This window comes from Streptomyces sp. H39-C1 (assembly GCF_027158125.1).
GTDB lineage: Bacteria > Actinomycetota > Actinomycetes > Streptomycetales > Streptomycetaceae > Actinacidiphila > Actinacidiphila fildesensis.
In genome coordinates this window covers 91,131-114,007 of record NZ_JAPVLS010000020.1, presented here as the reverse complement: position 1 = coordinate 114,007, position 22,877 = coordinate 91,131, and the positions used below count along the sequence as shown (strand labels likewise).

Annotated in this window: 22 protein-coding genes, 1 pseudogene and 1 riboswitch; of the genes and pseudogenes, 8 read left to right on the top strand and 15 right to left on the bottom strand. The window is 69.5% G+C overall.

Features of this window, described 5'->3' with window-relative positions:
• Positions 1 to 8 precede the first annotated feature (8 nt).
• The 6 genes from O3W51_RS16105 to ctaE all read right to left on the bottom strand — a co-directional run bounded on the left by O3W51_RS16105 (position 9) and on the right by ctaE (position 7,271).
• Complete coding sequence (locus O3W51_RS16105) at positions 9 to 1,382, bottom strand: aminotransferase class V-fold PLP-dependent enzyme (protein ID WP_164296231.1); 1,374 nt, start codon at positions 1,380 to 1,382, stop codon at positions 9 to 11.
• Between the two features lie 45 nt (positions 1,383 to 1,427).
• A riboswitch (SAM riboswitch) is annotated at positions 1,428 to 1,543 on the bottom strand.
• 318 nt (positions 1,544 to 1,861) lie between these two features.
• Entirely contained in the window at positions 1,862 to 2,926 is a 1,065-nt protein-coding gene (gene trpD, locus O3W51_RS16100; RefSeq protein WP_138356194.1) for an anthranilate phosphoribosyltransferase, read from the bottom strand.
• 137 nt (positions 2,927 to 3,063) lie between these two features.
• Positions 3,064 to 4,698, bottom strand: a complete 1,635-nt coding sequence (qcrB, locus tag O3W51_RS16095) for a cytochrome bc1 complex cytochrome b subunit (protein ID WP_138356195.1) — start codon at positions 4,696 to 4,698, stop codon at positions 3,064 to 3,066.
• Positions 4,695 to 5,747, bottom strand: coding sequence for a cytochrome bc1 complex Rieske iron-sulfur subunit (gene qcrA / locus O3W51_RS16090; RefSeq protein ID WP_232484789.1), 1,053 nt, complete (start codon positions 5,745 to 5,747; stop codon positions 4,695 to 4,697). The genes qcrB and qcrA overlap by 4 nt, the downstream gene beginning before the upstream one ends.
• 8 nt (positions 5,748 to 5,755) lie before the next feature.
• Positions 5,756 to 6,568 carry a cytochrome bc1 complex diheme cytochrome c subunit gene (qcrC, locus tag O3W51_RS16085; RefSeq protein ID WP_138356197.1) on the bottom strand — a complete coding sequence of 271 codons (813 nt, stop codon included), beginning with the start codon at positions 6,566 to 6,568 and terminating at the stop codon, positions 5,756 to 5,758.
• An 82-nt stretch (positions 6,569 to 6,650) separates the two neighbouring features.
• Complete coding sequence (gene ctaE / locus O3W51_RS16080) at positions 6,651 to 7,271, bottom strand: aa3-type cytochrome oxidase subunit III (RefSeq protein ID WP_138356198.1); 621 nt, start codon at positions 7,269 to 7,271, stop codon at positions 6,651 to 6,653.
• 228 nt (positions 7,272 to 7,499) lie between these two features.
• Here ctaE and O3W51_RS16075 point away from each other — a divergent pair, with 228 nt between their 5' ends.
• A complete protein-coding gene (locus O3W51_RS16075) occupies positions 7,500 to 7,907 on the top strand; it encodes a hypothetical protein (protein WP_269286319.1) in 408 nt (135 codons plus the stop codon).
• A 9-nt stretch (positions 7,908 to 7,916) separates the two neighbouring features.
• Here the strand turns inward: O3W51_RS16075 and O3W51_RS16070 are convergent, their stop codons facing one another.
• The 4 genes from O3W51_RS16070 to ctaC all read right to left on the bottom strand — a co-directional run bounded on the left by O3W51_RS16070 (position 7,917) and on the right by ctaC (position 12,395).
• Positions 7,917 to 9,173, bottom strand: a complete 1,257-nt coding sequence (locus tag O3W51_RS16070) for a L,D-transpeptidase (RefSeq protein ID WP_138356200.1) — start codon at positions 9,171 to 9,173, stop codon at positions 7,917 to 7,919.
• Between the two features lie 122 nt (positions 9,174 to 9,295).
• Complete coding sequence (locus O3W51_RS16065) at positions 9,296 to 9,694, bottom strand: cytochrome c oxidase subunit 4 (protein WP_138356201.1); 399 nt, start codon at positions 9,692 to 9,694, stop codon at positions 9,296 to 9,298.
• Positions 9,691 to 11,448 (bottom strand): aa3-type cytochrome oxidase subunit I, encoded by a 1,758-nt coding sequence (gene ctaD, locus O3W51_RS16060; protein ID WP_138356202.1) that lies wholly within the window; start codon positions 11,446 to 11,448, stop codon positions 9,691 to 9,693. The genes O3W51_RS16065 and ctaD overlap by 4 nt, the downstream gene beginning before the upstream one ends.
• The gene (ctaC, locus tag O3W51_RS16055; RefSeq protein ID WP_138356203.1) at positions 11,445 to 12,395 is read right to left on the bottom strand and encodes an aa3-type cytochrome oxidase subunit II; all 951 of its coding nucleotides are present in this window, start codon (positions 12,393 to 12,395) and stop codon (positions 11,445 to 11,447) included. Before ctaC ends, ctaD begins: the two co-directional genes overlap by 4 nt.
• 237 nt (positions 12,396 to 12,632) lie before the next feature.
• Between ctaC and O3W51_RS16050 the strand changes: the two genes are divergently transcribed.
• Positions 12,633 to 14,030: a cysteine desulfurase/sulfurtransferase TusA family protein gene (locus tag O3W51_RS16050; RefSeq protein ID WP_269286314.1), complete on the top strand. Its 1,398-nt coding sequence runs from the start codon at positions 12,633 to 12,635 to the stop codon at positions 14,028 to 14,030.
• 97 nt (positions 14,031 to 14,127) lie between these two features.
• Here the strand turns inward: O3W51_RS16050 and O3W51_RS16045 are convergent, their stop codons facing one another.
• Complete coding sequence (locus O3W51_RS16045; protein WP_138356205.1) at positions 14,128 to 15,102, bottom strand: carbohydrate kinase family protein; 975 nt, start codon at positions 15,100 to 15,102, stop codon at positions 14,128 to 14,130.
• A gap of 188 nt (positions 15,103 to 15,290) precedes the next feature.
• On the opposite strand from O3W51_RS16045, the gene O3W51_RS16040 reads away from it, so the two are divergent.
• Positions 15,291 to 15,509, top strand: a complete 219-nt coding sequence (locus O3W51_RS16040; protein ID WP_138356206.1) for a hypothetical protein — start codon at positions 15,291 to 15,293, stop codon at positions 15,507 to 15,509.
• Positions 15,510 to 15,603: 94 nt separating this feature from the next.
• The gene (locus tag O3W51_RS16035) at positions 15,604 to 17,202 is read left to right on the top strand and encodes a hypothetical protein (protein ID WP_269286312.1); all 1,599 of its coding nucleotides are present in this window, start codon (positions 15,604 to 15,606) and stop codon (positions 17,200 to 17,202) included.
• A 93-nt stretch (positions 17,203 to 17,295) separates the two neighbouring features.
• On the opposite strand, the gene O3W51_RS16030 is transcribed toward O3W51_RS16035, so the two are convergent.
• Positions 17,296 to 17,649, bottom strand: coding sequence for a HesB/IscA family protein (locus O3W51_RS16030; RefSeq protein WP_138356207.1), 354 nt, complete (start codon positions 17,647 to 17,649; stop codon positions 17,296 to 17,298).
• A gap of 232 nt (positions 17,650 to 17,881) precedes the next feature.
• Here O3W51_RS16030 and nadA point away from each other — a divergent pair, with 232 nt between their 5' ends.
• A complete protein-coding gene (nadA, locus tag O3W51_RS16025) occupies positions 17,882 to 19,063 on the top strand; it encodes a quinolinate synthase NadA (RefSeq protein WP_138356208.1) in 1,182 nt (393 codons plus the stop codon).
• A gap of 93 nt (positions 19,064 to 19,156) precedes the next feature.
• Here the strand turns inward: nadA and pspAA are convergent, their stop codons facing one another.
• Together pspAA and O3W51_RS16015 are read right to left on the bottom strand one after the other, a co-directional pair.
• Entirely contained in the window at positions 19,157 to 19,435 is a 279-nt protein-coding gene (gene pspAA / locus O3W51_RS16020; protein ID WP_164296222.1) for a PspA-associated protein PspAA, read from the bottom strand.
• A gap of 64 nt (positions 19,436 to 19,499) precedes the next feature.
• The gene (locus O3W51_RS16015; RefSeq protein WP_138356210.1) at positions 19,500 to 20,270 is read right to left on the bottom strand and encodes a PspA/IM30 family protein; all 771 of its coding nucleotides are present in this window, start codon (positions 20,268 to 20,270) and stop codon (positions 19,500 to 19,502) included.
• 194 nt (positions 20,271 to 20,464) lie between these two features.
• Between O3W51_RS16015 and O3W51_RS16010 the strand changes: the two genes are divergently transcribed.
• The 3 genes and pseudogenes from O3W51_RS16010 to O3W51_RS16000 all read left to right on the top strand — a co-directional run.
• Positions 20,465 to 21,052: a DUF3043 domain-containing protein gene (locus tag O3W51_RS16010; RefSeq protein WP_138356211.1), complete on the top strand. Its 588-nt coding sequence runs from the start codon at positions 20,465 to 20,467 to the stop codon at positions 21,050 to 21,052.
• An 86-nt stretch (positions 21,053 to 21,138) separates the two neighbouring features.
• Complete coding sequence (locus O3W51_RS16005) at positions 21,139 to 21,840, top strand: class I SAM-dependent methyltransferase (RefSeq protein WP_269286308.1); 702 nt, start codon at positions 21,139 to 21,141, stop codon at positions 21,838 to 21,840.
• Positions 21,840 to 22,403: pseudogene (locus tag O3W51_RS16000) on the top strand (S1C family serine protease); the annotation flags it as partial. The gene O3W51_RS16005 and the pseudogene O3W51_RS16000, both read left to right, overlap by 1 nt.
• A gap of 231 nt (positions 22,404 to 22,634) precedes the next feature.
• Here the strand turns inward: O3W51_RS16000 and O3W51_RS15995 are convergent.
• Positions 22,635 to 22,844: a hypothetical protein gene (locus O3W51_RS15995; RefSeq protein WP_138356213.1), complete on the bottom strand. Its 210-nt coding sequence runs from the start codon at positions 22,842 to 22,844 to the stop codon at positions 22,635 to 22,637.
• Positions 22,845 to 22,877 lie beyond the last annotated feature (33 nt).

The following is a 22,877-nucleotide window of genomic DNA, read 5'->3' as shown; positions in this document are numbered from 1 at the left end:
CCGGCCGCTCAGTCGCGGGCGGGCACGCAGCGGCCGTCCTCGGTGCGGTAGTTCCACTTGGCGCCGTCCCTGACGAGTTCCGTGACGGCGCCCAGGAAGCGGTCCACGTGCTCGTCCGGCGTGCCCGCCCCGAAGCTCACACGGATCGCGTTGAGCGACTTCTCCCCCGGCTCGGTCTCCGGGGATCCGCACTCGCCCGGCTCGGTCGGCTCGCTGCCCAGCAGGGTGCGGACCAGCGGGTGGGCGCAGAAGAGGCCGTCGCGCACCCCGATGCCGTACTCGGCGGACAGCGCGGCGGCGAAGTGCGAGCTGTTCCAGCCGTCCACGACGAACGAGATGACACCGACCCGGGGCGCGTCGTCGCCGAACAGCGACAGCACCCGGACCTCCGGCACCCCGGCCAGTCCGGCGCGGACCCGGGTGACCAGGCCCTGCTCCCGCTCCACGAGCGAGTCGAAGCCCGCCTCGGTCAGCGCCCGGCAGGCCGAGGCGATCGAGTACACGCCGATGACGTTCGGCGATCCGGCCTCGTGCCGGGCCGCGGTGGTGTGCCACTCGACGTCCACCCCGCCGTCGGCACGCCGCGCGACCTTGCGGCTCGCGCCGCCGCCCGCCAGGTACGGCTCGGCCTCCTGCAGCCAGTCCGCCCGGCCGGCCAGCACGCCGGAGCCGAACGGGGCGTAGAGCTTGTGCCCGGAGAACGCCACCCAGTCCACGTCCAGCTCCGCGATGTCCACCGGGTGGTGCGGGGCGAGCTGCGCGGCGTCCAGCACGATGCGGGCGCCGTGCGCGTGCGCCGCGTCGGCCAGCTCACGGACCGGCCACAGCTCACCGGTGACGTTCGAGGCGCCGGTCACGCACACGAGCGCGGGGCCGTAGGGGTCGCGCTGCGCGAGCGCCGCCTCCAGCGAGGCGACGGCCTGCTCGGGGGTGCGGGGCGCGGTCAGGTACGTGACGCGCGCGTCCCGCCACGGCAGCAGCGACGCGTGGTGCTCGGTCTCGAAGACGAAGACCTGGGTGCCGGCCGGGAGCACCGAGGCCAGCAGGTTCAGCGAGTCGGTGGTCGACCGGGTGAAGACCACCTGGTCGCCCTCCCGGCAGCCCAGGAAGTCGGCCACCGTCGCCCTGCTCTGCTCGAACAGGTCGGTGGAGAGCTGCGACAGGTAACCGGCCCCGCGGTGCACGCTGCCGTAGTAGGGCGCGTACGCGGCCACGTCGTCCCAGACCCGCTGCAGCGCGGGCGCGCTGGCCGCGTAGTCCAGGGCCGCGTAGGTGACCTCGCCGCCGGTCACCAGCGGGACCCGGACGTCACGGCCGAGCACTTCGAGGGGAGCGGTGGCCACGGAACCAGGGGTGCAGGTGGAAACGGGGTGCACGGACATGACGGAGCTCCTCAGGGACCTGGACCCCGGAAGCAGTCGCGAAGGGGCCCGCGCTTGCCGTAGACACCTCGCCTACGGCCCGGTCATCACCTGGGGCACCCCGCCACGGACGGAGGGTTGCCGGACAGCAAGCCAGGGCCAAATCGCTGTCACTCGTGACCTGACGAGAAGTATGCCAGCTGTCCTGCCGACGGCAAGCGGCATTCCGCGATACGGACGGTCCTCCGGACGGGCTCGAGGGAAGCCCGCCGTCAGGACGGGCAGGCCTCGTCCCCGTCCGGGAGCGCGGAGAGCCCCCGGACCGGGGAGCGGACAGGGATCCGCCGGACGGGGTGCTGGGGCCTGTCCGGCTGGGCAATGGGCAGTCCAGACGCCGTCCGCCGCAGGGGGTCTCCCCGCCCGAAGGCGGGGGAAGCCTCGTCAGGGCTCCCTCCGGCCGAAGGCCGGGAAAGAGCCGTTCCTCATCCGCCGGAAGGGCGTTACGCGTTGCTCGCCGCGACCCAGCGGTCCAGCGCGATTCTGGCCGCGCCCGAGTCGATGGCCTCGGCGGCGCGGTTGATGCCGTCGGCGATCTGGACCTCCAGGGTGGCGGATCCGGGGTCGAGGGCGACCAGGGCGGCGGCCGAGTTGAGCAGGACCGCGTCGCGGACCGGACCGCGCTCGCCCGCCAGCAGCCGGCGGGCCACCTCGGCGTTGTAGGCGGCGTCCGCGCCGCGCAGGGCCTCGACGGGGACCAGCGGGATCCCGACGTCACGGGGGTCGAACGCGACCTGGTCGACCTTGCCGTCCCGGACCACCCACACCTGGGAGGTCGCGGTGGTGGTCAGCTCGTCCAGCCCGTCGTCGCCGCGGAAGACCAGCGCGGAGGAGCCGCGCTCGGCCAGCACACCCGCCATGATCGGCGCCATCCGGGCGTCGGCGACCCCGGTGGCCTGGGCGCGGACCCGGGCCGGGTTGGTGAGCGGGCCGAGGAAGTTGAACGTGGTCTGGGCGCCGAGCTCCCTGCGGGCCTTGGCCGCGTACCGCAGCGCGGGGTGGAACTTCACCGCGAAACAGAACGTGATGCCCGCTTCCTCGGCGACCTCCACGACCCGCTGCGGGGTGAGCTCCAGATTGACCCCGAGCCGCTCCAGCACGTCGGACGAGCCGCTCTGGGACGACGCGGCGCGGTTGCCGTGCTTGACGACCTTGGCGCCGGTGCCCGCCACGACGATCGCCGACATGGTGGAGATGTTCACCGTCCTGGCGAGGTCACCGCCGGTGCCGACGATGTCCACCGTCCGGCCCGGCACCTCGATGATGTTGGCGTGCGCGTACATCGCCCGGACCAGGCCCGACATCTCGTCGACGGTCTCGCCCTTGGAACGCAGCGCGATGGCGAAGCCGGCGATCTGCACGTCGGTCGCCTCGCCGGTCATGATCTGGTCCATCGCCCAGGCGGTGTCGTCGGCCGTCAGGTCATGGCCGCGCAGCAGCTGGTTCAGTACGCCCGGCCATGAGTGGTTCGCCGAGCTGTCGCCGCCTGCCGGGGTCACAACGCTCATGGTCCACACTCCTGGTGGTCGGGTCGATACTGCGTGCCCAAGCCTATCGGGGGCGGGGCACGGCGAAGGGCCCCGTCCATGTCATGGACGGGGCCCTTCGAGGTTGCCGTCAGCCGGCGCGAGGGATCAGCGGACGATCAGTGGTGGCCGTGGCCACTGGTGATCTCCGCGTGCTCCTCGGGGGTCGGCTTGGGGATCTGGCTGGCCTCGCCGTAGAAGCCGTGCGACAGCTTGGTGCGCAGCTTCGTGATCGGGCCGATCTTGCGTTCCACGCCGTTCTCGTCGACCTCGGGGCCGGCTTCGAGCGGCTTCGGCTGGTCGTGCGCGGTGAGCGTGTGCAGCGCCTCCTGGGAGAGCTGCTCGTGCACCTCGATGAACTCACCGTGCGGCAGCCGCTTGATCAGGCCGGTCTCGCGACCGTGCAGGACCTTGTCGCGGTCGCGGCGCTGGAGGCCGAGGCAGATCCGCTTCGTCGCGATGAACACGAGCACCGGGAGCACGAAGAACCCGATGCGCACGACCCAGGTGATCTGGTTGAGCGACAGGTGGAAGTGCGTCGCCCAGAGGTCGTTGCCGCCACCGACGAGCAGGATGCCGTACCAGCTCAGCCAGGCCGCGCCGAAGCCGGTGCGGACCGGGTGGTTGCGCGGCCGGTCCAGCAGGTGGTGCTCCCGCTTGTCCCCGGTGACCCAGGACTCGACGAACGGGTAGATCGCGATCGCGACGAGTACCAGCGGGAAGATCATCAGCGGGATGAACACACCCAGGGCCAGGGTGTGGCCCCATGCGTTGATCTCCCAACCCGGCATGACACGGATCAGGCCCTCGGAGAAGCCCATGTACCAGTCGGGCTGGGCGCCGGTGGACACCTGGTCCGGCCGGTAGGGGCCCATCGCCCAGATCGGGTTGATCGACGCGATCGAGGCGACCGCCGCGATGACACCGAAGACCAGGAAGAAGAAGCCGCCCGCCTTCGCCATGTACACCGGCAGCAGCGGCATGCCGACGACGTTCTTCTCCGTCTTGCCGGCACCCGGGAACTGGGTGTGCTTGTGGTAGAAGACCAGGATCAGGTGGGCCACCAGCAGACCGGCCATGATGCCCGGCAGCAGCAGGATGTGCACCGAGTAGAAGCGCGGTACGAAGTCGGTGCCGGGGAACTCCCCGCCGAACATGAAGAACGACAGGTACGTGCCCACGACCGGCATGGACAGCACCGCGCCGTCCATGAACCGGACACCGGTGCCCGACAGCAGGTCGTCCGGCAGCGAGTAACCGGTGAACCCGGTGAACATGCCGAGGACCAGCAGCAGGAAGCCGAAGAGCCAGTTGACCTCGCGGGGCTTGCGGAACGCACCCGTGAAGAACACGCGCATCATGTGCACGAGCATCGCGGCCACGAAGATCAGCGCGGCCCAGTGGTGGATCTGGCGGACCAGCAGACCGCCACGCACCTCGAAGCTGATGTGCATCGTCGACGCGAACGCGTCGGACATGCGCTGGCCCTGCAGCGGGGCGTAGGGGCCGTCGTAGACGACCTCGGCCATGCTGGGGTGGAAGAACAGCGTCAGATACACACCCGTGAGGATGAGGATGATGAAGCTGTAGAGGCAGATCTCACCGAGCATGAAGGACCAGTGGTCCGGGAAGATCTTGCGCATGTTGGCCTTGGCCAGGCCGTAGATGCCGAGACGGCCATCCGCCCAGTCGGCGACCCGCTCGCCGGCGGGGGCTTTGCCCCGGCGCTGCGAGTTTTCAGCAGTGGTACTCATCCGCGCTCCCAGAAGCTCGGGCCGACGGGCTCCGTGAAGTCGCCGAGGGCGATGAGGTTGCCCTCCTCGTTCACGCTGATCCGCAGCTGCGGAAGGGCGTGACCGGCAGGGCCGAAGATGACCCGGGCGCCGTCGGACAGGTCGAACGTCGACTGGTGGCACGGGCAGAGGACGTGGTGCGTCTGCTGCTCGTAGAGGCTGATCGGGCAGCCGACGTGCGTGCAGATCTTGGAGAACGCGACGATGCCCTCGTGGGCCCAGTCACGCTCCCGCTTGTCCTTGATGTCGTTCGGCTCGAGCCGGATGATCATCAGGGCGGCCTTGGCGATCTCCTTCTGGAACCGCTCCTGGTTCTCCTCCAGGCCCTCGGGCATGGCGAAGGTGAGCGATCCGACGGGAACGTCCTCGGGCCGGAGCGGCTTGTTGGTGTTCTGGTTGATCAGCACCTTGCCCTTGGACCACAGGGTGTGCCGGAGCTTGTCGCCCGGCAGCGGTCCCAGGTCACGCAGGAGCACGACACCGGAGAGCGGCACCAGGGCCAGCGCGCCGAACATCGTGTTGCGGATCAGCTTCCGGCGGCCGAAGCCGCTCTCCTTCGCGCCCTGCGCGAAGTCGGCCAGCACCTGGGCCTTGACCTCGGGCTCGGCCGAAATCGGGTGACGCTCGGCGGCGTGCTCCTCGTCGGACATCAGCGTGCGGGCCCAGTGGACCGCGCCGGCGCCGATGCAGAAGAGGGCAAGACCCAACGTCAGGCCGAGCGAGAAGTTCAGCGCACTGACGTGGCCGAACGGGAAGACGTAGATGATCTTGTCGACGGGGAAGACCACGAAACAGGCGATGAAGCCGATCGTGGACAGCATCGACAGGAGGAAGAGGAACGCGATGGTGCGTTCCGAGCTCTTCGCGGCACGCTCGTCGATGTCCTGACGGCGGTGCTCGTGGGGCGGAAGGCCGGGGTCGGCGAACGCGTTCTCTCCGCGGACGGCCGGCACGTCGCCCCCGTGAGCGTGTGACGGCTCACTCGGCAGGTTCTCTTCTGACTCTGACATGTCCTGACTCATGACTTCTTGGCCTTCGTGGTCCGGGCCGCAACCCAGATGGCGACAGCGATCATGGCTCCGAGGCCGAAGACCCAGGCGAACAGACCCTCCGAAACCGGTCCGATGCCTCCGAGCTCAAGGCCACCGGGGCTGGGGGTCTTTTCGCCGTTCACGGCGTCGAGGTACGCGATGATGTCCGCCTTCGCGTCCTCCGGCATCGTGGTGTCGGGGAAGGACGGCATGCTCTGCGGGCCGCTCTGCATGGCCTCGTAGGTGTGCTTGGGGTCCACGTCCTCCAGGCTGGGCGCGTACTTGCCGTTGGTCAACGCACCGCCCTTGCCTGTGAAGTTGTGGCACTGCGCGCAGTTCGTGCGGAACAGCTCCCCGCCCCTGGCGGCGTCCGCGCCGTCCGGGCTGTACTGCTCCTTGGTGGGTACCGAGGGACCCGGGCCCAGCGAGGCGATGTACGCGGCGAGCTGGTCGATCTGGGCCTGCGTGTAGATGTTCTTCTTCTTCGGGATCTGCGATCCCGGCTGCTGGGCCGGCATGCGGCCGGTGCCCACCTGGAAGTCGACGGCTGCGGCGCCGACGCCCACCAGGCTCGGGCCGTCGTTCTTACTTCCCTGGCCGGACGTGCCGTGGCAGCTGGAGCAGCCGACGGCGTACAGCTTCTTGCCCTCTTCGATCGCGAGGGACTGGGCTGTGTCGTCAGCCTGCGCCTTCTGCGCCGGCGCGAACGCGGCGTACAGCCCCCCGGTGGCCGCGAGCGCGAGAAGTAGGACGACAAGCGCCGCCAGCGGATGGCGCCGTCGTGCGGAGAGCTTTTTCACGGATTACCCCGGTCAGGATCTGTGTCGATGCTTCTGTCTGTGTCTGTCTGAACGTCGTTCCGGCCCGTGGCCGGCCCGCCGGTTACTTGATCAGGTAGATCGTGGCAAAGAGGCCGATCCAGACGACATCGACGAAGTGCCAGTAGTAGGACACGACGATGGCCGCCGTGGCCTGCTCGTGAGTGAACCTCTTGGCCGCGTACGTTCTGCCGAGAACCAGCAGGAACGCGATCAGACCACCTGTCACGTGCATCCCGTGGAAGCCGGTCGTGAGGTAGAACACCGATCCGTACGGGTCGGACGACAGCGAGAGGCCGTCGTTCTTGACCAGTTCGGTGTACTCGAAGATCTGGCCACCGATGAAGATCGCGCCCATCACGAACGTGAGCATGAACCACGCGCGGAGCTTCTTCACGTCGCCGCGCTCGGCGGCGAACACGCCGAGCTGGCAGGTGAGGGAGGAGAGCACGAGGATCGTCGTGTTCGTCGCCGAGAACGGAACGTTCAACGCCGACGCGTGTTCCTTCCAGAACTCGGCACCCGTCACCGAGCGAAGGGTGAAGTACATCGCGAAGAGGGCCGCGAAGAACATCAGCTCGGAACTCAGCCAGATGATGGTTCCGACGCTGGTGAGGTTCGGCCGGTTGACCGACGGGTGCGCGTGCCCGGTATCTACTGCTGTTGCTGTCGCCACGTCCGACATTATGTCGGTCCCTTATCTCGCGCTCACTCCGGGGGGTGCCATTCGGTGTGTCCGGCCCCGCAGGAGACCCGCGTGGCCTACCGAAGCCGTCCCTCGAAGGAGGGATGACGGAGCATCGGACGGATCTTGTCCTGGGCCGAAGGCTCCTCGCGGAGCTGTTCACGGGAGTAGCATCCGAGCCACTTGACGACGGACTCGACGACGATTCCTCGACGATCAGGAGGCACGATGCGGGCGACTGCCACGGTGCTGGTCTACAGCGACAACGCGAACACCCGGGAGCAGGTCCGGCTCGCCGTCGGGCGCAGGCCGGCGCCCGACCTGCCGCCGGTCGAATTCCTGGAGTGCGCGACACTGCCGGCCGTCCTCACGGAGTTGGAACGGGGCGGCATCGACGCCTGCGTCTTCGACGGTGAGGCGGCTCCCGCGGGGGGCATGGGCGTGTGCCGGCAGGTGAAGGACGAGATCTTCCAGGCGCCGCCGGTGCTGGTGCTGATCGGCCGGCCGCAGGACGCGTGGCTGGCCACCTGGAGCCGGGCCGAGGCGGCGGTGACGCACCCCGTCGACCCGGTGGCGCTTGCGCAGGCCCGGCCAGGGCTGCTGCGCGAGCGCCTCGCGGTGACCGCACCGGCGTAGCCGGACCGGTCAGACCTCGGGACGGAGCCGGGCGGGGGCGGCGGTGTTCTGCACCGCCGCCGCCTTGCCCGGGCTGCCCAGCGCGCTGCCCTTCTTCCACTCGGACCAGTTCAGGTTCCAGTCGCCGAAGCCGTTGTCGAACGGAGTCATCGTCGAGCCCGCGCTGTTGACGACCTGGACGACGTCGCCCATGCGCACCTGGTCGAAGAACCAGTGCGCGTTCTCGGTGCTCATCCCGGTGCAGCCGTGGCTGACGTTGTCGACCCCCTGTGAGCCCTCCGACCAGGGCGCGGCGTGCACGTACTCGCCGCTCCAGGTCACCCGGGTGGCCCAGTAGACGGGAAGGTCGTACCCCTCCGAGCTGCCGGCGGCTATGCCGATGCTCTCGCTCTGCATCCGGACGAAGCTCTCCTTGCCCAGGACGACCTTGACGCCGTTGCGGGTGGAGAACCCGGGCTTGCCGGTGGTCACGGGTATGGTGCGGACGACGCTGCCGTTGCGCTTGAACGTCATCTCGTGGGAGCCCGCGTCCGTTATCGCCTCGACCCGGTCACCGGTCGTGAGCGTCAGCGGCTTGGAGGCTCCGCCGTGGAGGCTGTCCGTGACGCGGACACCGTCCAGGGTGCTGCGGACCTCGATCTTCGCGTGGGCGGGCCAGAAGGTCTCAGGCCGGTAGTGCAGCGTGCGGTCGTCCACCCAGTACCAGGAGCCGACGGCGGCCTCCGGACTGGCGGTGACCTGCAGGTTCTGCTCGACCTTGGCGCGTGCCGCGGGGTCCTTGACGGGCACGGTCAGCATGGCGGTGACGGGCTGTCCGACGCCGTAGGTGCCGGTGTCGGGGCCGAAGGTGACCCGGAGCAGGCTGTCGGAGGCCTTCGTGTCGAATCCGACGGTCTCCCGGCCGGGACGCCCGGCGCTGTCCTCGGTGCTCACCCGGACCGTGTAGTGGGCTCCTGCGGCCAGCGGGGCGGTGCTGTGCCAACGTATGCCGTCCGGGGAGAGTTCGCCCCTGACGTAGCGTCCTGCGGCGTCCGTGGCCGTGACGTCGGTGATCCGGCCGTCGTCCTTGGCGGTGATCTCCAGGGGCTTGTTCGGGTCCACCTTGCCGCCGTCGGCGAGACTGTAGGAGACCTCGCCCGCCGCGTCGTAGGGAGAGGCGGCCAGCGGATCCCCGCCGTCACCGCCGCATGAGGTCAGCCCCACCGCGAGAGGGGCTACGAGAAGCGCGTATCGCATCGCCGTCCGGCGTGTCGAGAAGTGACTCATGGTCACAAGGTATGAAGATTCGCCCGGATCGGCGCGTTGAGCGCATGCGAACGGGCTGGGCCCGGACACCGTGCGGTGTCCGGGCCCAGCCCGTGATGTGTCGCGGCGGTCACCCGCCGGTCCTACTGTGTCTGGTTCTCACCGCGGTAGTACTCGAACACCCAGCCGTACAGGCCGATGAGGAGCATCGGGGCGGAGAAGTACAGCAGCCACCAGCCGAAGATCACACCGAGGAACGCCAGCGCACCGCCGATGGCGAGCGAGAGCGGCTGCCAGCTGTGCGGGCTGAAGAAGCCCACCTCGCCGGCGTCGTCCGCGACGTCCGCGTTCTCGTTGTCCTGGGCTCCGGTGTCCGCCCGGCGGGCGGTGAAGGCCAGGTAGAACCCGATCATCACGCTGAGGCCGAAGGCAAGGAACAGCGCCGTGGTGCCGGCGGGCTCCTTGGACCAGTAGCCGTAGACGATGGCCGAGGCGAGGATGAAGACCGCCAGGCCGAGGAACATCTTGCCTTGGACCCTCACAGCTGCTTCCCCTTCTCCTCGTGCTCCTCGCCACCGGCGACGAGGGCGCCGCGCTCAGGGTCGAGGTTCTGCTCGAGCTCCATCGCGGAGATCTCCGGGTGGTGCAGGTCGAACGCCGGCGACTCGGACCGGATACGCGGCAGCGTGAGGAAATTGTGCCGCGGCGGCGGGCAGGAGGTCGCCCATTCGAGGGAACGGCCGTAGCCCCACGGGTCGTCGACCTCGACCTTCTTGCCGTACTTGGCGGTCTTCCACACGTTGTAGAAGAACGGCAGCATCGACAGGCCGAGCAGGAACGAACTGATGGTCGAGATGGTGTTCAGCGTGGTGAACCCGTCGGCCGCCAGGTAGTCCGCGTAACGGCGCGGCATGCCCTCGACACCCAGCCAGTGCTGGATCAGGAACGTGCCGTGGAAGCCGAAGAACAGCGTCCAGAAGGTGATCTTGCCGAGCCGCTCGTCCAGCATCTTGCCGGTGAACTTCGGCCACCAGAAGTGGAAGCCGGAGAACATCGCGAAGACCACGGTCCCGAAGATCACGTAGTGGAAGTGCGCCACCACGAAGTACGAGTCCGAGACGTGGAAGTCCAGCGGCGGCGCCGCCAGGATCACACCGGTCAGACCACCGAACGCGAAGGTGATCAGGAAGCCGACGGCCCACAGCATCGGGGTCTCGAAACTCAGTGACCCCTTCCACATCGTGCCGATCCAGTTGAAGAACTTCACCCCGGTCGGGACCGCGATGAGGAACGTCATGAACGAGAAGAACGGCAGCAGCACACCGCCGGTGACGTACATGTGGTGCGCCCAGACGGTGACCGACAGGCCGGCGATGGAGATCGTCGCGCCGATCAGGCCGACGTAGCCGAACATCGGCTTGCGGCTGAACACCGGGATCACTTCGCTGATGATGCCGAAGAACGGCAACGCGATGATGTACACCTCTGGATGCCCGAAGAACCAGAACAGGTGTTGCCAAAGCAACGCCCCGCCGTTGGCGGCATCGAAGACGTGCGCCCCGAACTTCCGGTCGGCCTCCAGGGCGAACAGCGCGGCGGCGAGCACCGGGAAGGCCAGCAGGACCAGTACACCGGTCAGCAGGACGTTCCAGACGAAGATCGGCATGCGGAACATCGTCATGCCGGGTGCGCGCATGCAGATGATCGTGGTGATGAAGTTGACCGAACCGAGGATCGTGCCGAAACCGGAGAAGGCCAGACCCATGATCCACATGTCGGCGCCGACGCCCGGGGACCGGACCGCGTCCGACAGCGGGGAGTACGCGAACCAGCCGAAGTCGGCCGCGCCCGCCGGCGTCAGGAAGCCGGCCACCGCGATCAGCGAGCCGAACAGGTAGAGCCAGTAGGCGAACATGTTCAGCCGCGGGAACGCCACGTCGGGCGCGCCGATCTGCAGCGGCATGATCCAGTTCGCGAAGCCCGCGAAGAGCGGCGTCGCGAACATCAGCAGCATCACGGTGCCGTGCATCGTGAACGCCTGGTTGAACTGCTCGTTCGACATGATCTGGGTGCCCGGGCGGGCCAGTTCGGCGCGCATGAGCAGCGCCATGATCCCGCCGAGGATGAAGAAGAAGAACGAGGTGATCAGGTACATCGTCCCGATCGTCTTGTGGTCGGTGGTGGTGAGCCACTTGATGACCACGGCGCCGGGCTGTGCCCGCTTCACCGGCAACTCGTCCTCGTACGACTCGCCGATGGCGGCCGCGCCCTGATGGGGTTCGTTGAGAATGCTCATGTGGTCTTGGGCTCCGCATTCTTGGCGTTGCCCGTGGTGGCAATGCCCGCCGGGAGGTATCCGGTCTGGCCCTTCTTCGCCAGATCCTGCAGGTGCTGCTGGTACTGCTCCGGGGAGACGACCTTCACGTTGAAGAGCATCCGGGAGTGGTCCATGCCGCACAGTTCCGCGCACTTGCCCAGGAAGGTGCCCTCCTTGCTCGGGGTCACCTCGAAGACGTTGGTGTGGCCCGGGATGACGTCCATCTTCATGAGGAACGGCACCACCCAGAACGAGTGGATGACGTCGCGCGAGGTGAGGACGAACCGCACCGTCTCGCCCTTCGGCAGCCAGAGCGTCGGACCGGGGTTACCGGTGTCCTGGTTCTTCGTGGCGGGAGTGCCGAAGTCGTAGACGCCCTCGGCACCCACCGGGAACTTCAGCTTGTCGACGGGGATCTGCTCGAGCTCCTTGGGAGCCACCGCAGGGGACGACTTGTTGCCGTCCACGTCCTCGACGTAGTTGAAGGCCCAGCTCCACTGCATGCCGACCACGTTCACCACGTGGTCCGGCTTTTCTGAGGTCGCCAGAAGCTTGGATTCGTCACGCGCGGTGAAGTAGAAGAACACCGCGATGATGATGATCGGGACCACGGTGTACAGCGCCTCGATGGGCATGTTGTACCGGGTCTGCGGAGGAACCTCGACCTTCGTCCGGCTTCGCCGGTGGAAGATCACACTCCAGATGATCAAACCCCAGACAAGTACACCGGTCGCCAGCGCGGCGGCCCAGGAGCCCTGCCAGAGCGCCAGGATCCGGGGGGCTTGTTCCGTAGCGGGGCTGGGCATGCCAAGGCGGGGGTATTCACAACCGGTAGCGGTCACAAGGACCAGCGCCGCGGCCAGCGCCTGCGGCAGCTTCCGCCGCACCGGGCGCCGCGACGAGCGGTCGGAGCCGTTGGGACTCACGTAGCGCCTTCCCGAGAGTCTCGCCCACGCGTCCGGGTGCCCGGCCGTCAGCTGGTCGGTCGGCCCTGGCGCGGGCAGGTAGGTGTGGATGTTTATGCGGACCAAACCCTACTGGACGCTATTTGGGGTCGCGCGGGGAGGGGGTCCAACGCGCCGGGGCACTTCCCGAAGGGATGGACCGGCATGCTCCGCATGCCGCCTGACGGCCCGCCGGGCGACAGGCGTAGCGTGCCGGGCGTGTCCTACTTCGATGCGGCTTCGGCCGCTCCCCTGCACCCCGTCGCCCGCCAGGCGCTGGTAGCCGCGCTGGACGAGGGGTGGGCGGATCCGGCCCGCCTGTACCGCGAGGGGCGGCGCGCCCGGCTGCTGTTGGACGCCTCCCGCGAGGCGGCCGCCGAAGCGGTGGGCTGCCGTCCCGACGAACTGGTTTTCACTCCTTCGGGAACCCGTGCCGTTCACACGGGCGTGTCAGGAGCCATGGCGGGACGGCGGCGGACGGGGCGTCACCTCGTGGTGTCGGCCGTCGAGCACTCGTCGGTGCTCCATGCGGCCGAGGCGTACGAGGCCACCGAGGTCGGGGTGGACCGTACGGGGCGGGTGGACGCCGCCGCGTTCGCCGCCGCGCTGCGGCCGGACACGGCACTGGCCTGCCTGCAGTCCGCCAATCACGAGGTGGGCACGGTCCAGCCGGTCGCCGAGGCCGCCGAGCTCTGCCGGGAGGCGGGGGTGCCGCTGCTGGTGGACGCGGCGCAGTCGCTGGCCTGGGGGCCGGTGGATGGCGGCTGGTCGCTGCTCACCGCCAGCGCCCACAAATGGGGCGGGCCGCCCGGGGTCGGGCTGCTCGCGGTCCGCAAGGGCGTGCGCTTCGCCGCTCAGGGCCCCACGGACGAACGGGAGTCGGGACGCTCCCCCGGCTTCGAGAACCTGCCGGCCATCGTGGCCGCGGCGGCGTCGCTGCGCGCCGTGCGGGAGGAGGCCGCGGCCGAAGGGGCGCGGCTGTCGGAGCTGGTCGGCCGGATCCGCTCCCGGGTGCCGGTACTCGTCCCCGATGTGGAGGTCGTCGGCCATCCCACGCTGCGGCTCCCGCACCTCGTGACGTTCTCCTGCCTCTACGTCGACGGGGAAGCGCTGCTCGGCGGGCTCGACCGCGCGGGCTTCTCGGTCTCCTCCGGCTCGTCCTGCACCTCCAGCACCCTGACCCCGAGCCATGTGCTGCGCGCGATGGGCGTCCTGTCGGAGGGCAACGTCCGGGTGTCACTGCCGCCGGGCACTCCTGCGGAGGACGTCGAGCGGTTCCTCGGCGTGCTGCCGGAGGTCGTCCGCTCGGTCCGCGACCAGCTCGGCGCCCCGGCCTCCCCCGCCGCGGACACCTCCGCCCCGTCGGCCGAGGTCGCCGGTGCCCCCGACGAGCCCGCTCTGACGGTCGACTCGCTCGGCAAGCGCTGCCCGGTCCCGGTCATCGAGCTCGCCAAGGTCATCGGCGATGTGCCGGTGGGCGCGGTGATCTCCGTGCTGTCCGACGACGAGGCGGCGCGGCTGGACATCCCCGCGTGGTGCCAGATGCGGGACCAGGAGTACGTCGGCGAGCGCGCGGCAAAGCGGGGTACGGCGTACCTGGTGCGGCGCAGAACGTGAAAAAGATGGCCTCGAGCTCCCCCGGACTCCGTCCGGGAGGTACCCCCAGGCCGGGCTGAAGGAATCAGCCCGGCCGGCGATCGAGGGAACGAAAGGGTCAGGCCAGGTGGGTCTTGACCTCGGCGGCGGCCTCGTGGCCGTAGGCCTTGGTGAAGCGGTCCATGAAGTGGCCGCGGCGCAGCTCGTACTCCTGGGTGCCGAGCGTCTCGATGACGAGGGTCGCCAGCATGCAGCCGAGCTGGGCGGAGCGCTCCAGCGACAGGTTCCAGTCCAGGCCCGCCAGGAAGCCGGCGCGGAACGCGTCGCCGACGCCGGTCGGGTCGACCTTCGCCTCTTCCTCGGCGCAGCCGACCTCGATCACCGGCTGGCCGACCCGCTCGATGCGGACGCCCTGCGCGCCGAGGGTGGTGATGCGGGTGCCGACCTTGGCGAGGATCTCTTCGCCGGTCCAGCCCGTCTTCGACTCGATGAGCGCCTTCTCGTACTCATTGGTGAAGAGGTACGTGGCGCCGTCCACGAGGAGGCGGATGTCCTCGCCGTCCATGCGGGCGAGCTGCTGCGAGGGGTCGGCCGCGAACGGGATGCCACGGCTGCGGCACTCCTGGGTGTGCCGGATCATCGCCTCGGGGTCGTCCGCGCCGATGAGGACCAGGTCCAGGCCGCCCACCCGGTCGGCGATCGGCTGCAGCTCGATCTGCCGGGCCTCGCTCATCGCGCCGGTGTAGAAGGACGCGATCTGGTTGTGGTCGGTGTCCGTGGTGCAGACGAAGCGCGCGGTGTGCAGCACCTCGGAGATGCGGACGGACGCGGTGTCGACGCCGTGCCGGTCCAGCCAGGCGCGGTACTCGGCGAAGTCGGAGCCCGCCGCGCCCACGAGGACCGGCCGGAGGCCGAGCACGCCCATGCCGAAGCAGATGTTCGGAGCGACTCCGCCGCGCCGGACATCGAGGTTGTCGACGAGGAAGGAGAGCGAGACCGTGTGCAGCTGGTCCGCGACCAGCTGGTCGGCGAAGCGGCCGGGGAAGGTCATCAGGTGATCGGTGGCGATGGATCCGGTGACAGCGATACGCACGACTGAATGCTCCTGCGGGGGCGGCGGCGAAGGTCGGCAAGGGCCGGAAGGAGGCCCTGGGCAACACGGAAAAGGCACAGCCATCGTATGGGGTGCGCCGCCGCGACCGGGAACCGGCCACCGGACACGGAGAAACTACCCGATAGTAGGGCTTACCCCTACCTGATCAAGTGCCTAGGGTCGAAGACATGGCTTCTACTTCGTCCCCACTGCCCCCCGTCGTCGAACCTGAATCCCGCTCCGAATCGCTCGCCGAACTGCTCGGCGACTGCCGTCGGATGGCGCCGCACTGGACGGTTCCCGCCCATGCGGCCCCACCGGTGGCCGCTCCGTCGAGCCTGCACGGAATCACCGTGCCGCTCGCGTCCGCGCACGTCGTGGACGGTATGGCGGAGTACGGCGCCTGATCCCGGCCGGTCGCGGAACCGCGCGGTGGGAACCGCGCGGGCTCCGGCTCCGTCACAGCTGCATCTGACGGTACGGAGCCGAGGGAGCAGCACGGTGAGCACCGAACGCAACGACGACACGATGGAGCATCCCGTCCCCCGCCGCCGCCTCAGGTCACCACTGGCCGTCGCCGCGATGGCCGCGGCGGTCCTGGTGGCTGGCGGCGGCGGGGCCTACTGGGCGACGGCGAACGCGGGCAGCAGCGCCCCCGACAAGAGCGAGAGCAAGGCACCCGCGCCACTGGCGCTGGACGGCGCCAGGACCGGGGTGGCAGCCGGCACGGACAGCGGCGCGGCGGCCCCCGCCGGGGCGCAGTACCAGGTCACGAAGCCGCTGCCGGCCGGTCCGAAGGCGGCACCGGTCTACCGGCCGCACGGGGACGTGACGCAGGCGGCCGTCGAGAAGCTGGCGAAGGCGCTGGATGTGCCCGGCCCCGTCAAGCTCGACCACGATTTCTGGCGGGCGGGCGGCACCCCGGACGGCAGCGGGCCGTTCCTGCAGGTCAACCGGTCGGGCGAGGGCAACTGGTCGTACTCCCGGCTCGGCCCGATCGCCAAGTGCTACCGCACCACGCCGATGAAGCCGGGGGTGCCGAGTGCTCCCAGCGCCGGCGGTCCCGACTCCCCGGTCTGCTCCGGCCCGCCGGTCGCCTCGGCCGACGGCGCGGGCGGTACCTCGACGTCGTCCTCCGGGCCGGCCGGCACGAGTGACGGCGCGGTCTCCGAGGACCGGGCGAAGCAGGCCGCGGCGCCCGCCCTGGCCGCTCTCGGACTGACCGGAGCCGCGGTGGACGCGAGTGAGACCGCCGGCGCGGTGCGCATGGTGAACGCCGACCCGGTGGTGGGCGGGCTGCCGACGCATGGCTGGCGCACCACCCTGCGGATCGGCGCGGACGGGCAGCTGAGCGGCGGCTACGGTCTGCTGGCGGCCCTCGACAAGGGCGACCAGTACCCGGTGATCGACGCGGCGCAGGCCCTGAAGCAGCTGGAGACCGGCGGAGCCGGCGGCACGGACCACGGGGTCGGCGGCACCTGCCCGGCACCGCTCCCGAAGGCGCCGACGGCACCGAGCAACGACAAGACGCTGCCGCAGTCGATGCCGTGTGTGCCGGCCGCCGAGCAGAAGCTGGAGGTCCGCGGCGTCACGTTCGGGCTGTCGGCCCAGTTCGTCTCGGGCGCGCGGGCACTGGTGCCGTCCTGGCTGTTCGACGTGGCACAGGCCGGAGTGGTGAAGGCGCACACGGTGGCACAGCCCGCCGTGGAGGCGCGCTACATCCAGCAGACGGCGCCGGGCACGGGACTGCCGAGTGAGCCGGGCGGTCCGGGTACGACCGCGCCGACGCAGCCCGCCGACCCCGGGCAGCCCGCCGACCCGAACGCGCCCAAGAAGCAGAAGGCCGTCTCGTACACCGTGCGCGGCAACGTCCTGGAGCTGCACTTCTGGGCCGGTGTCTGCTCTACCTACGCGGCGACCGCCGAGGAGTCCGACGCGGCGGTGACCGTGCGGATCACGGGGATGCACGACCCGGCCGTGCGGGGGATGTGCATCATGATCGCGAAGGACACCACCAGGACCGTGCAGCTGGCCAAGCCGCTCGGTGACCGCAAGGTCGTCGACCTGTACGACGGCACCGTCGTGCCGCTGCGGAAGTAGCCGGACAGGTTCCGGGCGGACCGGTTCCCAGCGGGCCGCGGAACGACGAAGGCGGCGGTCACCCTCTCGGGTGGCCGCCGCCTTCGCGTGCGATCAGTGGAACGAATCGCCGCAGGCGCAGGAGCCGGTGGCGTTCGGGTTGTCGATCGTGAAGCCCTGCTTCTCGATCGTGTCCACGAAGTCGATGGAGGCGCCGCCCAGGTACGGGGCGCTCATGCGGTCGGTGACGACCTTCACACCGTCGAAGTCCTTCACGACATCGCCGTCGAGCGAACGCTCGTCGAAGAACAGCTGGTAGCGCAGACCGGAGCAGCCACCGGGCTGAACGGCGACGCGCAGCGCCAGGTCCTCGCGGCCTTCCTGCTCGAGCAAGCCCTTGACCTTGGCCGCGGCGGAATCCGACAGGAGAAGTCCGTCGTTCGCGGTGGTCTCGTCCTGAACCGTCATCTGCTTCACTCCCGGGTTGTTCGGACTGCTGCCACCGACTGGTAACCGATGACCCCCCGGATTCATTCCGGGTCCGATACGTCTTTCCGCCAACAATGCTCGCACACCGGAGGCCGGGAACGGAATGCGTCACATTGACGCGACCCCCATCGTCAATCTGACACGAACGGGCTATCATAGATAACGTCAGGTAGACGAAAAGGCTGTGCTGCACAGAAAGGGCTCCGGGCCCGTGACCACCACAGAACCGCTGGATGTGCTGGATGTTCAGCCCACGCCGCTCGCCCTGCTGCTGCTCGGGCGGGAGTCCGATCCCCGTAGCGAGCGCGGAGTTGACTGCCCCGGCGACCTGCCGGCCGCGTCCGACCCCGACCTGGTCGAGCGCGCCCGCGCCGCCAAGGCGAAGCTCGGGAGCAAGGTCTTCATCCTGGGCCACCACTACCAGCGCGACGAAGTCATCGAGTTCGCCGATGTGACCGGTGACTCCTTCAAACTCGCGCGGGACGCCGCCGCGCGCCCGGAGGCCGAGTACATCGTCTTCTGCGGTGTGCACTTCATGGCCGAGTCCGCGGACATCCTCACGTCCGGCAAGCAGGCCGTGATCCTCCCGGACCTGGCGGCCGGCTGCTCGATGGCCGACATGGCCACCGCCGAGCAGGTCGCCGAGTGCTGGGACGTGCTGACCGAGGCGGGCGTGGCCGAGGCCACCGTCCCCGTCTCCTACATGAACTCCTCCGCCGACATCAAGGCCTTCACCGGCCGGCACGGCGGCACGATCTGCACGTCCTCGAACGCCGAGCGCGCGCTGGAGTGGGCGTTCTCACAGGGCGAGAAGGTGCTCTTCCTTCCCGACCAGCACCTGGGGCGCAACACCGCGGTACGCGATCTGGGCCTGTCGCTCGACGACTGCGTCCTCTACAACCCGCACAAGCCGAACGGCGGCCTGACCGTCCAGCAGCTGCGCGACGCCAAGATGATCCTGTGGCGCGGCCACTGCTCCGTGCACGGCCGCTTCTCGATCGAGTCGGTCGAGGACGTCCGCGCACGGATCCCCGGGGTCAATGTGCTGGTGCACCCCGAGTGCAAGCACGAGGTCGTCTCCGCCGCCGACTACGTCGGCTCGACGGAGTACATCATCAAGGCGCTGGACGCGGCCCCGGCCGGCTCCGCGTGGGCGATCGGCACCGAGCTGAACCTGGTCCGCCGGCTCGCCAAGGCGCACCCGGACAAGCAGATCGTCTTCCTCGACAAGACCGTCTGCTTCTGCTCGACGATGAACCGCATCGACCTGCCGCACCTGGTGTGGACCCTGGAGTCGCTGGCGGACGGCAAGCTCGTCAACCGCATCCAGGTGGACGAGGAGACCGAGCGGTTCGCCAAGCTGGCCCTGGAGCAGATGCTGGCGCTGCCGTAAGGCCCGGTAACGCTGAACGGGCGGGCCGGAACCCTGAGGGTTCCGGCCCGCCCGTTCATGAGCGGTACGAGGTGCGAGGTGCGATCGCGCGGCTCAGCCCGGGATGAGCCCGTCGTCGCCGAGCATCTCCCGGACCTCCGTGAGGGAGGCGTCGGGAGACGGCAGGATCAGCTCCGACGGCTCCAGGGAGGCGTCGGGCAGCGGTTCGCCCAGTTCCCGTACGGCGTCGAGCAGGGCTCCCAGCGTCTTGCGGAAGCCTTCCTCGTCACCGCTCTCGATCTGGGCGAGCAGTTCGTCGTCCAGCACGTTGAGGCGGGTGAGATGGCTGTCGGCCACCTTCACCTGCCCCTCCCCCATGATCCTGACGATCATGACGGCGCCTCCTAGTCGGTTCGGCTACGGCCCGGCGGTTGTCCTGCGTCACTGCTGTCCTGCGTTACTGCTTGTCCATCCGCGGCTTGTCCTCGGGCTGCTTTCCGCCCTCGATGGCCTGCTGCGGAGTGCCACCGGCCAGTTCGGCCTTCATCCGGGCCAGCTCCAGCTCGACGTCCGTACCACCGGACAGCCGGTCCAGCTCGGCCTGGATGTCGTCCTTCTGCAGGCCGCTCTGGTCGTCCAGGGCGCCGGACGCCATCAGCTCGTCGAGGGCACCGGCCCGCGCGCGCAGCTGCTCGGTCTTGTCCTCGGCGCGCTGGATCGCCATGCCGACGTCGCCCATCTCCTCGGAGATGCCGGAGAACGCCTCGCCGATCTTGGTCTGGGCCTGGGCGGCCGTGTACGTGGCCTTGATGGTCTCCTTCTTGGTGCGGAAGGCGTCCACCTTGGCCTGCAGCCGCTGCGACGCGAGAGTGAGCTTCTCCTCCTCGCCCTGCAACGTCTGGTGCTGCGTCTCCAGGTCCGTGACCTGCTGCTGCAGCGCGGCCCGGCGCGACAGCGCCTCACGGGCCAGATCCTCACGACCCAGCGCCAGCGCCTTGCGGCCCTGGTCCTCGTAGGTCGACGACTTCTTCTGCAGCTCGTTCAGCTGCAGCTCCAGGCGCTTGCGCGAGGTGGCGACATCGGCCACACCCCGACGTACCTTCTGCAGCAGTTCCAGCTGCTTCTGGTACGAGTAGTCAAGCGTCTCGCGCGGGTCCTCGGCCCTGTCCAGGGCCTTGTTGGCCTTCGCGCGGAAAATCAATCCCATCCGCTTCATGACACCGCTCATGGGCCTCGCGCGCCCCCTTCTCGGACTACAGCTCCAGCACCTCTACAGACCCCACAGTACGGGCCCTGGTTCCATTACCGCACTGTTCGGCGACGGATGCGCTCCTCCCTAGGGACGATCACGGTTCGGTGACCTAAGGCCCAAGGAGTAGGTGAAGGCTGGGGTTCCCGCCCCGGGGCACGTAACCTGGAGTCGTGTTCCGACGTCGTTCCCCAGATGAGCAGGCCTCAACCACCACGGTGCTTGAGGACCAGCCCCGCGACCCGCAGGCTCCCAAGGGTCGCCCCACGCCCAAGCGCAACGAGGCCCAGGGCCAGCGCCGCACCCGTGCCGTCGTGCCGACCGACCGCAAGGCCGCCGGCAAGCAGGCACGCGAAGCGCGCCGTGCCGAGATGGCCAAGCAGCGCGAAGCGCTGGCCGGTGGCGACGAGCGCTACCTGCCCGCACGAGACAAGGGACCGGTGCGCAAGTTCGTCCGGGACTATGTCGACTCGCGCTACCGCGTCGCGGAGTTCTTCCTTCCGCTCGCGGTGGTCATCCTCGTCCTGAGCATGATCCAGAACACTCAGCTGCGGAACCTCTCGCTGCTGCTGTGGATGGTCGTGATCGTCCTGATCCTGGTCGACTCCGTCATCACGACGATCCTGCTGCGTAAGCAGCTGCGCACCCGCTTCCCCGACAAGAACCTGCGCGGTGCGGTGGCGTACGCCCTGATGCGGACGCTCCAGATGCGCCGGCTGCGGCTGCCGAAGCCGATGGTCAAGCGCGGCGTGAAGCTCTGAGCACCGGCAGATCCGGGTTCGAGGGCGGCGCGGCCGGCTGGCTGGGCGGTCTCGGCGGGCTGCGCAACGTCGTCCGCCAGGAACTGGTGGCTCGGCAGCTCGACGAGCAGATAACGGCGCGCTTCGCCGTGGGCCGCCGGCTGCGGGTGCTCGACGTCGGCCCCGGCCAGGGCACCCAGGCGCTCCGGCTGGCCCGCGCGGGGCACCAGGTCACCGGCCTGGAGTCCGACCCGAAGATGCTCGACGCGCTGCGCACCGCGCTGGCCGTCGAACCGGAGGGCATACGCGAGCGGGTCTCCCTGATCGCGGGCGACGGCCGGGAGACCGGCCGGCACTTCGGCCCCGGCAGCTTCGACCTCGTGCTCTGCCACGGCGTGCTGATGTACATGCCCGAGCCCGACCCGATGCTGGCCGCGCTGGCCCGGGTGCTGGCGCCCGGCGGTCTGCTGTCGCTGCTCGTACGCAACGCCGACGCGCTGGCCATGCGGCCGGGGCTGCTCGGCGACTGGCCAGCAGCGCTCGACGCCTTCGGCAGCGACACGTACACCAACCGGATCGGCCTCGACGTGCGCGCCGACCGCCGGGAGGCCGTGACCGCGACCCTCAACGGGCTGGGCACCCCGGTGCACTCCTGGTACGGGGTCCGGGTCCTCACCGACGCCGCACCGAACGACGCGCCGGTACCGGCGGATCTCGAACCGCTGCTGGCCGCCGAGGAACAGGCCGGGCGGACGGACCCGTACCGCGCCGTGGCGGCACTGCTGCACCTGTGCGGGGTACGCGCCTAGGGCGTGTTTCGGCCGTCGGCCGGACCGTCGGCGAAGGCAGTGAGAGCGACGGCGGCACCGGGGCCACGATCGCGAACATGGTGCAGACCTCGGCCGCGATCAACCCCGGCAACAGCGGCGGCGCCCTGGTGAACCTCGACAACGAGGTCATCGGCATCCCGACCCTGGCCGCCACCGATCCCCAGATGGGCGCGGGAGCGGCGCCGGGCATCGGCTTCGCGATCCCGGCCGCGACCGTCACCGACATCGCCGGCCAGATCATCAAGGACGGCCGCGTCACCGACTCCGGCCGCGCCGCCCTCGGCATCACCGCCCGCACCGTGGTCGGCGACGACCTCCAGCCGTCCGGCGTCGCCGTGGTCTCGGTAACGGGCGGCGGAGCCGCCGCGAAGGCGGGACTCAAGGCGGGCGACGTCATCACCAAGATCGACCCAACCGGGATCTCGACGCTGCAGTCCCTGACGGAGGCACTGGCGGCCCACAAGCCGGGCGACAAGGTCCAGGTGACGTACGAGCGTGGCGGGGCCACGAAGACGGCGGAGGTCACGCTGGGGTCGGTCTGACTCGTCAGGCGTGCCACAGCCGGTGCCCGGATCCCCGGCGCTATCCGCACGTGGCGCGGGCCCGTCACCCATTCCCCACCGGGGCCTGGACGCGAGGGGCCGGGATCGCAGTTGGGGGCACCCCCGGCCGAAGGTTGGGGGACCGTAAATAGTCGATTTCGGACCCCCGCGCCGGAGAGCCCGGCCCCGACCCCGAAGCGGCCGGTACCGAACCCCCCGCGCGCTACGCCGCTATTCCTCGTTCCCGTGCAGGCTCATCGGGCCGTAGATCTTGGTCTCCCCGTCGAAGAGCACGACCTGGTCCGCGCCGCCCTCCACCAGGTCCTTCCAGAGCTCACCGATCCAGGACTCCGCATCCCCCTGCGTCGTGAACTCCTCCGGCTGCACCGCGGGCGCAACCTCGGTGCCGTCGGCCTTCTCGAACCGCCACGTCCACGCCATGTATTTCTCCTCGGTCCTCGGTCCACAGCTGCT